The sequence below is a fragment of the Streptomyces sp. NPDC001508 genome (genome assembly GCF_040298665.1).
GTDB lineage: Bacteria > Actinomycetota > Actinomycetes > Streptomycetales > Streptomycetaceae > Streptomyces.
Map to the genome: position 1 here is coordinate 1 of NZ_JBEPAP010000075.1, position 13,785 is coordinate 13,785.

15 protein-coding genes are annotated in these 13,785 nt (G+C 71.8%); 2 read left to right on the forward strand and 13 right to left on the reverse strand.

Annotated elements, in window-relative coordinates; all coding sequences use genetic code 11:
- Positions 1 to 54 precede the first annotated feature (54 nt).
- Positions 55 to 186: a DUF7848 domain-containing protein gene (locus ABT245_RS46355; protein WP_502982280.1), complete on the reverse strand. Its 132-nt coding sequence runs from the start codon at positions 184 to 186 to the stop codon at positions 55 to 57.
- Positions 174 to 416 carry a hypothetical protein gene (locus tag ABT245_RS39640; RefSeq protein ID WP_351744030.1) on the reverse strand — a complete coding sequence of 81 codons (243 nt, stop codon included), beginning with the start codon at positions 414 to 416 and terminating at the stop codon, positions 174 to 176. The genes ABT245_RS46355 and ABT245_RS39640 overlap by 13 nt, the downstream gene beginning before the upstream one ends.
- Positions 417 to 553: 137 nt before the next feature.
- Between ABT245_RS39640 and ABT245_RS39645 the strand changes: the two genes are divergently transcribed.
- Together ABT245_RS39645 and ABT245_RS39650 are read left to right on the forward strand one after the other, a co-directional pair.
- On the forward strand, positions 554 to 1,024 hold the full coding sequence (locus tag ABT245_RS39645; RefSeq protein WP_351744033.1) for an NUDIX domain-containing protein: 471 nt from the start codon (positions 554 to 556) through the stop codon (positions 1,022 to 1,024).
- A 396-nt stretch (positions 1,025 to 1,420) separates the two neighbouring features.
- Positions 1,421 to 2,101 (forward strand): phosphatase PAP2 family protein, encoded by a 681-nt coding sequence (locus ABT245_RS39650; RefSeq protein WP_351744036.1) that lies wholly within the window; start codon positions 1,421 to 1,423, stop codon positions 2,099 to 2,101.
- A 100-nt stretch (positions 2,102 to 2,201) separates the two neighbouring features.
- Here ABT245_RS39650 and ABT245_RS39655 read toward each other — a convergent pair whose 3' ends face one another.
- The 11 genes from ABT245_RS39655 to ABT245_RS39705 are packed head-to-tail and all read right to left on the reverse strand — an operon-like array spanning position 2,202 to position 13,783.
- Positions 2,202 to 3,536, reverse strand: a complete 1,335-nt coding sequence (locus ABT245_RS39655; protein WP_351744039.1) for a glutamate-1-semialdehyde 2,1-aminomutase — start codon at positions 3,534 to 3,536, stop codon at positions 2,202 to 2,204.
- Positions 3,537 to 3,543: 7 nt separating this feature from the next.
- A complete protein-coding gene (gene rfbC / locus ABT245_RS39660) occupies positions 3,544 to 4,095 on the reverse strand; it encodes a dTDP-4-dehydrorhamnose 3,5-epimerase (RefSeq protein WP_351744042.1) in 552 nt (183 codons plus the stop codon).
- On the reverse strand, positions 4,092 to 5,330 hold the full coding sequence (locus ABT245_RS39665) for a polysaccharide pyruvyl transferase family protein (protein WP_351744044.1): 1,239 nt from the start codon (positions 5,328 to 5,330) through the stop codon (positions 4,092 to 4,094). Before ABT245_RS39665 ends, rfbC begins: the two co-directional genes overlap by 4 nt.
- The gene (locus tag ABT245_RS39670) at positions 5,327 to 6,274 is read right to left on the reverse strand and encodes a glycosyltransferase family 2 protein (RefSeq protein ID WP_351744047.1); all 948 of its coding nucleotides are present in this window, start codon (positions 6,272 to 6,274) and stop codon (positions 5,327 to 5,329) included. Before ABT245_RS39670 ends, ABT245_RS39665 begins: the two co-directional genes overlap by 4 nt.
- Positions 6,271 to 7,578 (reverse strand): hypothetical protein, encoded by a 1,308-nt coding sequence (locus tag ABT245_RS39675; RefSeq protein ID WP_502982281.1) that lies wholly within the window; start codon positions 7,576 to 7,578, stop codon positions 6,271 to 6,273. The genes ABT245_RS39670 and ABT245_RS39675 overlap by 4 nt, the downstream gene beginning before the upstream one ends.
- On the reverse strand, positions 7,575 to 8,849 hold the full coding sequence (locus ABT245_RS39680; protein ID WP_351744053.1) for a DUF4910 domain-containing protein: 1,275 nt from the start codon (positions 8,847 to 8,849) through the stop codon (positions 7,575 to 7,577). The genes ABT245_RS39675 and ABT245_RS39680 overlap by 4 nt, the downstream gene beginning before the upstream one ends.
- Entirely contained in the window at positions 8,846 to 9,871 is a 1,026-nt protein-coding gene (locus tag ABT245_RS39685) for an NAD-dependent epimerase/dehydratase family protein (protein WP_351744055.1), read from the reverse strand. The genes ABT245_RS39680 and ABT245_RS39685 overlap by 4 nt, the downstream gene beginning before the upstream one ends.
- A gap of 3 nt (positions 9,872 to 9,874) precedes the next feature.
- Positions 9,875 to 10,522 (reverse strand): PIG-L deacetylase family protein, encoded by a 648-nt coding sequence (locus tag ABT245_RS39690; RefSeq protein WP_351744058.1) that lies wholly within the window; start codon positions 10,520 to 10,522, stop codon positions 9,875 to 9,877.
- Positions 10,519 to 11,328 (reverse strand): sugar phosphate nucleotidyltransferase, encoded by an 810-nt coding sequence (locus ABT245_RS39695; protein ID WP_351744061.1) that lies wholly within the window; start codon positions 11,326 to 11,328, stop codon positions 10,519 to 10,521. The genes ABT245_RS39690 and ABT245_RS39695 overlap by 4 nt, the downstream gene beginning before the upstream one ends.
- Entirely contained in the window at positions 11,325 to 12,560 is a 1,236-nt protein-coding gene (locus ABT245_RS39700) for a class I SAM-dependent methyltransferase (RefSeq protein ID WP_351744064.1), read from the reverse strand. The genes ABT245_RS39695 and ABT245_RS39700 overlap by 4 nt, the downstream gene beginning before the upstream one ends.
- The gene (locus ABT245_RS39705) at positions 12,557 to 13,783 is read right to left on the reverse strand and encodes a glycosyltransferase (protein WP_351744066.1); all 1,227 of its coding nucleotides are present in this window, start codon (positions 13,781 to 13,783) and stop codon (positions 12,557 to 12,559) included. The genes ABT245_RS39700 and ABT245_RS39705 overlap by 4 nt, the downstream gene beginning before the upstream one ends.
- Positions 13,784 to 13,785: the final 2 nt, after the last annotated feature.

The following is a 13,785-nucleotide window of genomic DNA, read 5'->3' on the forward strand; positions in this document are numbered from 1 at the left end:
ACGACGACGGAGCTCAAGCGGGTAACGGGAAGGTCGTGCCATGACTCGATCCTTTCATGAAATCGAGTCTCCATTCGAGCCGGGGCGGTTCATCGCGTACAGGACCGGCTCCGCGTCCGGCTCGCGGTCGGGTTGGAGGGGCCAGGTTTCGTAACGGAGGACCGAGCGAGGGTTCACCGTCCCCACCTCCGGTTGGCCACGGCAACCTTGGCGCTCAACTCCTCGGCCGGGGTCGGCGGACGCACGTCATCGGGCGGTACGTCCCACTCCCGGCCACCGCGCGGCGGCCGAAGCTGCACGTACGGCCCCACATGGCCCATCACCACGCCCACCTTGCCGTTACGGCGGTCGACCATCACGGCGCCCACACTTGGCGAGGTGGTGTGCCGGCCCGCGTCAGGGTTGTGGGCCGTCATCGTGGCCGCCCCGGACAGGCAGTCCGAGGCCGGGCATCCGGTCGCAGGGCGGGAACACATGGGATGGCGTTCGCTGGCACGTTGACGCTCCTCGGCGGCGTGAATCTGTGCCCCTGCGTACAACAGGAAGGCTGACCGTGGCCCGCACCGAGTACTACGACGACCCGAACGCGCCTGAGCCGAACAGCATGGTCGTCGCCGCATCCGCCGTCGTCACTGACGACCACGGCCGCATCCTCCTCCAGCGCCGCCGCGACAACGGCCTGTGGGCGCTGCCCGGCGGTGGCATGGACCTCACCGACTCCCTGCCCGGCACGGCCGTCCGCGAAGTCAAGGAAGAGACGGGCCTCGACGTCGAGATCACCGGCCTGGTCGGCACCTACACCGATCCGAAACACGTCATGGCCTACACCGACGGTGAGGTCCGGCGACAGTTCAACGTCTGCTTCACCGCCCGCATCACCGGCGGCCAACTGGAGATCTCTGACGAGTCCACCGAACTCCGGTTCGTACCGCCCGAAGATAGCGAGCAGTTGCCGATGCACCCCACTCAACGGCTCAGACTCCGGCACTTCCTGGAACATCGCGACAGGCCGTACCTGGGCTGAACGCCTGACGGCAGGAGAGAGATCCCGCACAACCACGGATACTCACGCACGCCACCGGACCAGCAAACAGAGCGGTCTTCGGGTGTTGCGGGGCGGGGTGTCTGCTCCTGGGGCCACGTGGGGGCGTGTGTGCAGCGTGCTGAGGTGCGGAGAGGCGGCGGCGTAGGAATTTCCGGCGGTGGTGTGCCGGGGTCGCGTTGTTGGTTAGGGTGGCGAGTAGGACTGGTTTCGATGGCCTCGGCCAGGGTGATGGGCGGGCTGGAGACACGACGGGGGCTCGTCGGTGGGGAGTTGGCGGCAGCAGAAGCCGAAACCGTGCGCAGCCCGTACAGCTCACGATCGCGTCGCGGTAGCGGCGGCCGTTCGCACCGCGGGTCGACCGGATGTGGTGGGCGGGTGAGCGGGCGGTCGGCGGCCGCGGTGCTGCCCGTGTCGCTGCGCGCGTGGCTCGGGCCGATCGCTGCCCTCGCCGCGCTGCTGGTCGTCGTGCTCGGGGTCCTGTATGCCGACGACAGCGAGCCCGGCAGGGTGGACGCGCGGATCGGGGCGGCGGTGTACGGCGTGGGGCCGCCGTGGCGGCATGTCGCTCTGGCCGTGGACTCCTTGGGGGAGCCCGTGGGAGCGGCGACGCTGGTCGCGGTCACCGTGACCGGGTGCCTGCTGCTTCGGCGTCCCCGCGCGGCGGTGCTCATCGTCGTCGGCGCCGGCCTGACCGTGGGGACGGCGACGGTGCTCAAGTCCCTTGTAGGACGCACCATTCACGACGGGAACCTGTCCTACCCGAGCGGGCACACCGCCTTCGCCACCGCGCTCGCCCTCGTGGTGGCGCTGCCCGTGACCGGCCGGCTCGGTCTCGGCAGGACGGCCGGTACGTCACTCGTGCTCGCCGCGGCGCTGGTCGCCGGCGCCGCCATGGGCTGGGCGCAGGTCACCTTGGGCGCGCACTACCCGACCGACGTCCTCGGCGGCTGGTGCACCGCGCTCGCGGTGATACCGGCGACCGCTTGGCTGATCGACCGGACGGCCGACCGGCTGGTCGATCGGACCGCCGACGCCGGCCGGACCGAGCACCGCTGACGTCACGTCACCTCGCGTCACCTCACCTCACGTCGCGTTACCGCACCTCACCTCGCGTCACGTCACCTCACGTCACACGTCATCACACTCACACCTCACCTCACGCCAAGCGGCGGAACACCGGCTTCACCGGCCGGCCGGCCAGCCAGGGGGTGGGGTCGGCGGCGTCCAGTGCCTTCCGGTACACCGCACATGCCTGGGCCACCACCTCGACGGTGTGATCGATGTCCGCATCGCTGAGCGCGCTGCTCACCACGAACGACGGGGCCAGCACCCCGCCCGCGAGGAGCCAGCGCAGGAACAGGGTGCGGTATCGCTGCGACGGCTGCCGGTTCTCGTCGAGGGTGGCGAAGACCAGGTTGCTGGCCCGGCCCCGGACGACGATGTGGTCGCCTACGCCCATGCCGGCCGCGGCCTCGCGGACCCCGGCGGCCAACCGCTCGCCGAGGGCGTGCAGCCGCGCGGTGACGCCCTCTTCGACATAGGTGGTGAGCACGGCCATCGCGGCTGCCAGAGAGTGTGTCTCCGCACCGTGCGTGGTCGACAGCAGGAACACCCGGTCGCCGGAGTGACGCAGCCCGCCCCGTTCCATCAGCTCGCGGCGCCCGGCCAGCGCGGAGACGGCGAATCCGTTGCCCAGCGCCTTGCCGAACGTGGACAGGTCGGGGACGACGCCGTACAGGCCCTGGGCGCCCGCCTCGGACCAGCGGAAGCCGGTGATCATCTCATCGAAGACCAGTACACAGCCGTGCCGGTCGGCCAGCTCGCGCAGGCCGGCGAGGTACCCGGGTGGGGGCTCGGTGTGGGTGGCGGGTTCCAGGATCAGGCAGGCGACCTCGTCCTGGTACCGGGTGAGCAGTTCCTCCGTGGCGGCCAGGTCCCCGTAGGGGAACGCCACGGTCAGCTCGGTGCTCGCCGCCGGAACACCGGCGGACATCGGTGTGGTGCCGATGAACCAGTCGTCGACGGAGAAGAACGGGTGGTCGGCACAGACGGCCACCCGCGGGCGCCCGGTGGCGGCGCGGGCGAGCCGCACCGCGGCGGTGGTGGCGTCGGAGCCGTTCTTCGCGAACTTCACCATCTCGGCGGTGGGCACCGTGGCCAGGAAGCGTTCCGCGGCTTCGACCTCCACGATGGACGGCCGTACGAAGTTGCTGCCGCGGTCGAGTTCCCGCCGTACCGCCTCGATCACACGTGGGTGGGCGTGGCCGAGGCTGACCGACCGCAGGCCGGAGCCGTACTCGATGTAGCGGTTGCCGTCGATGTCCCACACATGGGCACCACGGCCGTGGCTGATGACCGGGGCCAGGTGTTCGGGGTACTGGTCGTCGCCCTTGGCGTAGGTGTGCGCGCCCCCGGGGATCAGGGCGTGCAGCCGCTCGTTCGCCTGCCGCGACCGGGGCAGGAAAAGCCCCTCGGTGTCTTCGGTGTCCACGCCGACCTCAACTCTCCTTCTGCTTCGAGACGTCGGCGAGGCTCGGCGCCTCCCGGTCCCGCTGGGACATCGATGTGACGGGCAGCGGCCAGGGAATGGCCAGCTCCGGGTCGTCGAAGGCGATCGTCATGTCCTCGGCCGGATCGTGCGGGCGGTCGATCCGGTACGAGGTGTCGGCGGTTTCGGTCAGTGCCTGGAAGCCGTGCGCACACCCCGCCGGGATGTACAGGGTCGCCTGCGTCTCGTCGGACAGCTCGAAGAAGGCCCGGCCCAGGTAGGTCGGCGACTGTGTCCGCAGGTCCACGACGACGTCGAAGATCCTCCCGTACGAGCACCGCACCAGCTTGGCCTCGCCGGCGCCGGAGCGCAGATGCAGTCCGCGCAGCACACCCCGGGCCGAGCGGGACAGGCTGTCCTGGACGAAGGCGTCCGGGTCGAGGCCCACCGAGCGGACGACATCGGCGTCGAAGGTGCGGCAGAAGAAGCCGCGCTCGTCGGCGTACGGCGTCGGCTCGAACAGGTACGCGCCGGCGATCGCCGGGACTTCGGTCGCTTTCACAGAGTCTCCCGCAGGGCATGGGCGTGAACGTGGTCGGTCGCCGGGAACAGCGCCGCCGTCAGGGCGGTGAACTGGTGCTCAAGTCGCCGGGCAGCGGTCAGGTTCCGCTCGGTGAGGGTCCGTCGCAGCTGCGCCGATCTCCGCTCCAGCGCCCGGAACTGTTCGAGCAGCCGGTCGGCGTCGACCTCCCGAGCCGGATGGCAGTACGCGGCAAGGCCCATCTGCGCCATGAGCGCGTCGCTCTTCGCCGCATAGCTGAGCGCGAGCGTCGGAGTGCCGGCCTTCAGCGCGCAGATCAGATTGTGGTAGCGGGTCGCCACCACGGTCTCGGCAGCCGCCGTCTCCTTCATCAGGTCGGCGAGCGAGGCCGTCTCGGCGGCGGTGACCAGCGGCGAGTCCACCGCGTCGAGGATCGCGGCGACCACCGACGCGTCGCACTCGTCGCCGGTGAGCAGCCGGACCGGCCTGCCGTCCTCGACCAGCGCGCGGACGAAACGGGTCGTCCCGTCGAGGTAGCGCCGGTGGATCTCCTCGGCCCGGGCGCGGTCGTCGTTGCCGCCGTGGAAGTCCATGACACCGACGCAGACTCGGCCCGGCGGGTCCGAGGGCGTGCTCGCCGGCGGCGTCGGCAGGGCGAACGCGAGATCCGGGTAGACCTCGTCGCGCGCGGTGTCCACGCCCATCTTCCGCATCGCGTCGCGGGACGGGGCGTCCCGGTACGACCGGTAGGCGGCCAGCCGCGCCGACCAGCGCACCAGGGCCCGGGTCGGCCGGTCGCCGATCGGGGCGGCGCCGACGCCGACCAGCGCGACCGGGGTGCCGAACAGCCGGCCGGACGCGCAGAGCAGGAACAGGGCGTACGGGAAGCCCCATGGCCGCAGCGGCAGGGTGGCCTCCAGGACGCCCATGCCCGGCACGATCACCACGTCGTGCCGGCGCACCCAGGCGGCGGTGCGGACGGCGTCGACGAGTTTGCCAAGACCCTTGGCCGCGATCGCGCCCGCACGTGACGCGGTCCGGTACTCCCCGCGGTACCAGTGCAGCCGTGTCGCGGGGATCCGGTACCGGGCCGCGACGACCTCGGGTCCGCCGCACAGCGCGTCCACGACCGCCTCCGGGTGCTGGGCGCGCAGGTACCCGAGCACGGCCTCGAGCGACCCGTCGTTGCCGAGGTTGCCGGAGCCGAGCAGGCCGAACACCCCGACCCGCACCGGAGGCCGGTCCGCGGACGTCATGCCCGCCTCCCCTCACGGCCGGCGACGAGGGCGTCGACGGAGACGGTGAGCCGGGCCGGGTCGACGGGGGCGCGGTCCTCGACCCGCTCGCCGGCGCCCGGCCGGACCCGGCTGGCCATCCACGCGGCCAGGTGGCGGTAGCACGCGCGCCGGTCGGCCGGGGACAACGGCGCCCGCCGGATCGCCGCGACAAAGCCCCAGACGTACTCGGCGAGCAGCCGCGGCGTCGGATGCAGCGGGCCTGCCCGGCGCGGGTCGAGGTTGACGCACCGGGAGCGTTTGCCGGGGTTCGCCCGCTCGGCGCGGGTGGGGTGGTCGCGGCGGAAGTACAGCAGCTCCGGCACCTGGTGGAAGGGCCCGTGCAGGCCGATCTCGGCGACGAACGTGCGGTCCGCGTGGTGGTAGCTGTCGTGCGGCTTCACCCGGCGCAGCACATCGGCCCGCATCACCCCGTAGAAATCGTCGCCGCCGGGCTCGAACAGCATGCTGCGGAACCGCTCGGGCGCGTGCGGCGAGTCGGTGGCGAGCCCGTACTCGTAGGGGACCTTCACCCGGCCGTCGCCGTCGATGACCGCCTGGTCGGCGTGTGCGAGGATCACCTCCGGCCGCTCGTCCAGCGCCTGGACGCAGCGCCGCAGCAGGTCCCGGGCGTACAGGTCATCGTGCGAGGCCCACTTGAACAGCTCGCCGCGGCACTCGGTGAACACATAGTTGTGGTTCGGCGCGGCGCCGATGTTCCGGGGCAGCCGGATGTACCGGATGCGCGAGTCCTGTGCGGCGTACGTGCGGCAGATCTCCTGAGTCCCGTCGGTCGAGGCGTTGTCGGAGATGACCAGCTCGAAGTCCTCGTAGGTCTGGCCGAGCAGGGCGTCGAGCGACTCGGCGAGGTACTCCTCGCCGTTGTACACGGGCAGGCCGATGCTCAGCCGGGGGTGGGCGGTCATGACGTCCTCACTTCGGGGATGGGGTTCCGGTGGCGCTCGCGCAGGGCGGAGCGCAGCTGCAGCCACCACACGGCCGAGCCGCAGCCGGTCGCGGCGGCGACGCCCCAGGCCGAGCCGACCGTGCCGGCCACGGCCGCGCCGCCGAGCCCGCCGACGACATAGCAGGCGGAGGCGATCAGTTGGCTGCGCAGGCTGCGCCGGGCCGCGCCGAGCGCGCGCAGCCCCGCCGCCGCGCCGGTGCCGAGGCCGGCGCCCGCGACGCCGAGCGTGACCGGCACGATGAGCTGCTCGGCGGAGTGCCAGACGCCGCCGAGCACGAACTCGCCGACCCGGTCCGGCACCAGCAGCAGCGCCGCGCCCCAGAGCAGCGCGGCGACGGCCTGCCCGCCGCCGAGCAGGAGGCAGAACGTCCCCAGCCGCTGCGGGGCCCGCCGCAGCACCCGGGCCGCCTCCGCCACGGTGACCAGCGAAAGCCCCATCAGCACAGCCATGAACGGGCCGAGCAGCAGCTCGGCACCACGGATCACGCCCACCGCTCCGACCCCGACGATCGCGCCGAGCCCGTACGCCCGCAGCTGGCTGGCGCCGCTGTTGCTGATGTTCTCGACCAGGTACCGGTAGCCGAGGTCGCGGTGCTCACGAAGCCACTCGCGCGCTCCGGTCGAACGGGGCCGGATGCCGGACTGGAAGCAGCCGTACACCGCGGCCACCGCGGCGGATGCGCCCCAGGCGAGCACGAACGCGGCCACGCTGCCCACGCGGGCCGCCGCCACCATGGCCGGGACGAGTACGACGCCCCACACGAGGTCGTTGACGAACGCCTTCCGTCCGGTGCCGGCGGCGAAGAACGCGAACCGCCATGCGTCCTGCAGCAGCAGCCCCGGCAGTACGACGCCGAGGCAGGCGAACGCGGGTCCCACACGGCCGCCGAGAGCGAGCCCGGCCAGCAGACACGCCGCGCCGAGGGCGGCGCCGACGCCGAGCGCGGTACCCGACGACCGGGCCACCGCCCCGCGCCAGGACGTGTCCGACACGCCGCTGAAGCGCACCACGAGCGGGTCGGTGGCCAGCCCGCGGGAGACGTTGAGCACCACGCCGTAGGTCACCCAGGCGAGGCTGAACACGCCGAACGCGGTCACCCCCAGCGAGCGGGCCACATAGACGCCCACCACGAAGTTGGACATGCTGGAGGCCGCCTGGTCGGCCAGCCCCCAGGACAGCCGGCCGACGAGGGCCCGCTTGGCGGATCCGGCCGGTGTCCCCAGTGTCTGCGGACTCTCCCCCTCGCTGGTCATCGGCGTCATGCTTTGATCAGCCCGGCGCCGTGCAGGGCGTCGGCCGCGACGGCGACGGTGTCGAACGGCAGCCCGGACCGCTCGGCGACGTCCAGCAGACTGTGCTCGCCGTCGGAGAGGTTGAGCACCCAGAGCATGGCCATCTGGGCCTGCTTCGCGTCGCTGCGGCCGCCGAGCGAGTCGTACAACCCCCGCCGCCCCAGCTGTGGTTCGCCGTAGGGACTGAGGTTGACGTACCGCCGGTTGCGGTCGAGGACGGCGAATGCCTCGCGGCAGACGGCGAGGGTGTCCGCCATCGCCTCGGGGGAGACGAAGTCCAGGTTGTCCGCCGAGGTGTGGTATTCGGGGTAACCGGCGTACGGGGTGCGGGTGAGCGAGCCCACGCCGAGATCGAACCCGGGGGAGCAGAACTGCCGCTCGTCGTAGCCGTACGGAGTGAACTCGGTGATGCGGTGCGGGCGTTCGGAGGCGGCCAGCACATGGTGCAGCACCCGGTCGATCTCCGCGTCGCCGCGTCTGCTCTGCTTGTACGTCAGGTGACCGGGGTCGCCGGCGCAGGCCAGCACAAGACCGTGCTTGACCCGTTCCACCCGTTCCCTGTTGCGGGCCAGCCAGGTGATCGCCCCGATGGTGCCGGGCGCGAACAGAAACCGGTAGGTGTAGTACGGCGTCTGCTCCGCCAGCGCCCGCGCCAGGAACGTCGCCACCGCGATGCCGGCCAGGTTGTCGTTGGCCAGCGACGGGTGGCAGACATGGCAGGAGACGATCACCTCGTCGGGGACCTGCCCCGGGACGACGTGCTCGGCGTAGGTGAGGTGGCCATCCGCGAGTGTGGAGTCGATGTGCACCCGGTACTCGCCGTCCGGCATCGCGTCCAGGGTCTCCTGGGCCAGGCAGAACCCCCATTCCGGCCGGTAGTAACTGGTGCGGTACGGCACCCAGTTCGGGTGCTCCGGCAGGGTGTGCAGATGCCCGCGCAGCTCGGCCAGCGGCATGGTCGCCGACACCGGCACGCTGTAGCCGAGCACATGCAGGCTGGACGCGGCGAAGTCGACGACCCGGTGGCCGGCGGTGTCGGCGATGTACGCGTCCCGGATGTTCCACTCCTTGGGCACCGTCCAGTCGAGCACCTGTGTCCCGGTCGGCACCTCGTGCACCTGTAGCGGAACGTACTCGTCGACGATCTTCAGGGTGGCGCGCACACCGTCGCCCGTGATGCTCCGGCACAGCGGGTACAGCCGCTCCACCAGCGCGAACAGCTGCTCGCCGGCGGCGCTCATCGGCGCCGTCGCAGGGTGGCGTCGACGGCACCGGCGTCGGACGCGGCGCGCAGCACGGCCAGCCGGGTGAAGCGGCGCTCGAAGTCCTCCCGGGTCAGCCCGTGGGTCCGGTAGGCGTCGGCGAGTTCGAGCGCGCCCTGCTTCACCGTCCACTCGCAGTCGAAGCCGGGCACCGCGGCGCGGAACCGGGAGAAGTCCACGCGGTAGGACCGCGGATCGGCACCGGTCTCCCCGGTGATCACCACCCGCGAGCCGGACACCGCCGCGGCGACCTGCTCGGCGATCTCGGCGACCGTGACGTTGTTGGTCTCGCTGCCGATGTTGAACGCCCGGTCGTGGACCGCTTCCCGCGGCGCCACCAGCGCGGCCGCGAAGGCCCGTGCGATGTCGGCGGCGTGCACCAGCGGGCGCCAGGGGGTGCCGTCGGAGAGCACCAGCACCTCGCCGGACAGGAGCGCGTGGCCCACCAGGTTGTTCAGCACGATGTCGGCGCGCAGCCGGGGCGAGTGGCCGAAGGCGGTGGCGTTGCGCAGGTACACCGGGCTGAAGTCGCCGTCGGCCAGCGCGTGCAGGTCGTCCTCCACCCGCACCTTGGACTCCGCGTACGGCGTCACCGGGCGCAGCGGGGCGTCCTCGGTCACCAGGTCGCCGCCGCCGGCGGCGCCGTAGACCGAGCAGGTCGACGCGTACAGGAAGCGCCGCACTCCGGCGTCGCGGGCCAGCCGGGCCAGCCGCACGGACGCGTGGTGGTTGATGTCGTAGGTGAGGTCGGGCGCCAGCGCTCCCAGCGGGTCGTTGGACAGCGCGGCCAGGTGGATCACGGCGTCCACCCCGGACACATGGTCGGCCGTGACGTCGCGCAGATCCACCCGATGCCCCGGCGGGTCCGCGGGCGGCGGCCCCAGCACGCAGTCGGCGAACAGACCGGCGTCAAGGCCGACGACCTCGTGTCCGGCGGCCGTGAGGACCGGGGCCATGACGGTGCCCAGATAGCCCTGGTGTCCGGTCAGCAGTACGCGCAAGGTTCAACCCCCCAGGTTGAGAGTGAGTTTGGTGACGGCGAACGCCTCGGCGTAGCGCGCGTGGCATTCGATGCCGCGGATCCGGGCCAGCCCGAGGAAGGCTTCCCGGTCGTACCAGGGCCGGTGCCGCTGCGAGGGGTAGTGCTCCTGCAGCAGCCGCACCTTTTGTTCGGCGATCTGAGGTGTCAGCGGCTGGTACGCCGCCGGACGGCCCAGATCGCCGTCCCACTTGACGATCTCGTAGCCGAGGACCAGGTGGTCGCGGAACGCGGTGGGTATCAGCTGCGCCAGGCCGCGGTGATCCTGGTGCGCGTCGTCGGTACGCGGGGCCAGGATCAGATCCGGCTCGGTCCGCACGCGCAACTCCTCGACCGCGGCCTTGGCCTCGTCCCAGTGCACGGGCAGCCGTCCGTCCGGCAGCTTCAGCACGGTCAGCCGCAGGTCGGCGCCCGGGCAGAAGGCGGCGAGCGCGGCCCGCTCCTCCTGCTCCCGCTCGCTGCCACCGCCGCAGAGCACCAGCGCGTCGACGCGGACACCCGGCCGCGCGAGGCACAGCGTCAACAGGGTGCCGCCGGCGCCGATGGCGATGTCGTCGCAGTGCGCGCCCACCGCGACGATCCGGTCCAGGCGCCCGGCGCCGAGCTGGATCATGCGGTCCTCACTGTGGCGTCCGCCCCCGCGCCCTGCCGTTCCCACACGGCCCACGGGCGGTCGCCCCGGGCGTAGGCGGCATCCAGCGCGGCCCGCTCCTTCACGGTGTCGGTCGGCTTCCAGAAGCCGCGGTGCTGATGTGCCACCAGCCGGCCGCGCTTGGCCAGTCGGGCACATCCGTCGGCGACGAGGTCCCCGTTCTCCGGTATGTGGTCGAAGACCTCCTGGCGGAGCACGAAGTAGCCGCCGTTCTCCCACAGCGGCAGCTCGCTCACCGCGGTGATGCCCCCCACCAGGCCGTCCTCGCCCAGGTCCACGCAGTGGAACGAGGACTGCGGCGGCACCACCATCATCGACGCACCGGCGTCGCGCCGGGCGAACCGGTCGATCATCTCGTCCAGCGGGGCATCGGTGAGCACGTCGGCGTAGTTGGCGAGGAACATCTCGTCGCCGTCCAGGTGGTGCCGCACCCGGCGCAGCCGCTCCCCGATCGGTGACTCGACGCCGGTCTGCGCGAACGTGATCGTCCAGTCGGCGATGTCGGTGGACAGCAGCTCGGTCCGCCCTCTGCGCAGGACGAAGTCGTTGGACGTCGTCTCCTCGTAGGTGAGGAAGAAGTTCTTGATGTGGTGCGCCCCGTACCCGAGGCACAGGATGAACTCCGTGTGCCCGAAGTGCGCGTAGTAGCGCATGACGTGCCAGATCAGCGGCCTGGGGCCGACCATCGCCATCGGCTTGGGCATGTCGTCGGTGGCCCCGTTGCGCATCCGCATCCCGTAGCCGCCGCAGAACAGAACGACCTTCATGACTTGACCTCGACAATGCTCAGTTCCGGGATGGGAAAGACCAGCCGGCCGCCCCACTCGTGGATGAAGGAGAGTTGCTCGACCAGCTCGGCCCGCAGGTTCCACGGCAAGACGAGGACATAGTCCGGTCGGTCGGTGCTGATCCGCTCGGGCGGCAGGATCGGGATGCGGGTGCCCGGGGTGAACCTGCCGTGCTTGTACGGGTTGCGGTCGACGGTGTACGGGAGCAGATCGGGCCGGATACCGCAGTGGTTGAGCAGGGTGTTGCCCTTGCCCGGGGCGCCGTAGCCGACCACCGTCTCGCCGCGCTCGGCCGCCTCGATGAGGAACCGCAAAAGGTCCCGGCGCACCTTGGCCACCCGGGCGGAGAACTCGGTGTAACCGGACAGCTCTTGCAGTCCGGCGGCCTTCTCCTGGTCCAGCACATCGGCCACCCGACGGGTCGGCTCGCCGGCCACCTCGGCGGGCCGGGCCCACAGCCGGACGGAGCCGCCGTGCGTGGGCAGCAACTCGACGTCCACCAGCGCGAGTCCGCCGCTGGCCAGCGCCCGGGCCGCCGACGCTACCGTGTAGTACTGGAAGTGCTCGTGGTAGATCGTGTCGTACTGGTTCTTCTCGATCAGGGTCAGCAGGTGCTGCACCTCGATGGAGACCCAGCCGTCGTCGGCGACCAGGGCACGCAGGCCCCGGGTGAACCCGACCACGTCGGGGATGTGCGCGTACACGTTGTTGGCCACGACCAGGTCCGCCGGGCCGTGCTCGTCGCGGACATGTGAGCCGGTGGCCGGGTCCAGGAACTCGGTGAGCGTGGGCACACCCGCGTCCCGCGCCGCGGCGCCGACGTTCACCGACGGCTCGATGCCGAGGCAGCGGATCCCCCGGTCCACCAGGTGCCTCAGCAGATAACCGTCGTTGCTCGCGACCTCGACCACGAAGGCGTCGGGTCCGAGCGCGAGGCGCTGTACGGCGTCGGCGACGAATGTGCGCGCGTGCTCCACCCAGGATGTCGAGTAGGAGGAGAAGTACGCGTACTGCGTGAACGTCTCCTCCGGCGTGATCAGCGGAGGTATCTGCGCCAGCCAGCAGTCGGTGCAGACCCGCAGATGCAGCGGGTACGCAGGCTCCGGCCGGTCCAGTCGGTCCGCGGCGAGAAAGCTCTCACACGGTGGTGTCGCCCCGAGATCGACGACGCTCGCCAGTGCCGCCGAGCCGCAGAGTCGGCATCGTGTCATCTACTGCCCCCCATTGATTCCGTCCCCCTTGATTCCGACCGACCCGCGATCGCGGTGCGGTACCCCTCCACCAGGCGCTCCAGCCCGATCGCCGGGCTGAAGCGCTGTTCGTAGCGGCGCCGGGCCGCCTGGCCCATCTCCCGGTTCCGGGCCGGCCCGGCCGTGATCCGGCGCAGGCAGGACGCGAGCGAGGCGGGATCGCCCGGCCGGTGCAGCAGCCCGGTCACCCCGTCCTCGACGAGTTCGACGAAGGCGCCGTGACCGGCGGCGACGGCCGGGACCCCCGCCGCCATCGCCTCCGCGACCACCAAACCGAACGTCTCCAGGGCCAACGAGGGAGCCACCACGGCGACCGACCGCCCGACGGCCCGTCGGCACTGGTCCGGGTCGAGCAGGCCGACGTGGCGCACATCGTCGCGGCCCGCCGCCCAGGCGGTCACCTCCCGCTCCAGTGGCCCCGCGCCCGCGAGCACGAGCGGCACACCCACACCGCCGTCCGCGGCGATCTCGTCCCACGCGGCCATCAGCAGCCGCACGCCTTTGGCCTCCGCGAGCCGGCCGAGAAAGAGCAGTTGCTCGCCGTCGCCCGCCCGGCGGGCGCCGGGGTCGGGTACGAAGTTGTGCTTCACCGTCAGCCGCTCGGATGGCATACCGGACCGCACCAGGACGTCGCGCTGCGCCGCTGAGATGCAGAAGAACCGCTCCACGCCGGACCACCACCGCCGCCGGTTGACCATGAGGCTGACCGCGAGCGGCACCGTCGCAAGGCGGGAGTTGCGGTAGCAGCCGTGCCGGACGGCGGGCAGCGACGCCCTCGACCCGACGCACTCGGTGCACGCCCGGCCGTCCCGGTGCAGCGTGCCGGGCGGGCAGACCTGGGTGTAGTTGTGCAGCGTGGCGACGGCGGGCACCCCGGCGTCCGCGCAGGCGGCAAGCACGGCGGGCGACAGGAGCGGGAAGACGTTGTGGACGTGGACGACGTCCGGCCGCTCGGTGCGCAGCCGGGCGGTGAGTTCCGCGCGGACCGCCGGGTTCCACGGCACAAGGAGCGGCACGGCGGCCTTGCCGGGCAGGGACCGGTCGGCGATGTCGTCGCTGCGCCGCTCGAACACCTCGACCCGGTGGCCGGCCGCGCGCAGCAGCCCCACTTCCTGGTCGACGACCCTGTTCTCCCCGCTCGGCTGCGCCGAGGAGTAGCGGTTGTGCACCACGAGGACGTGCATGG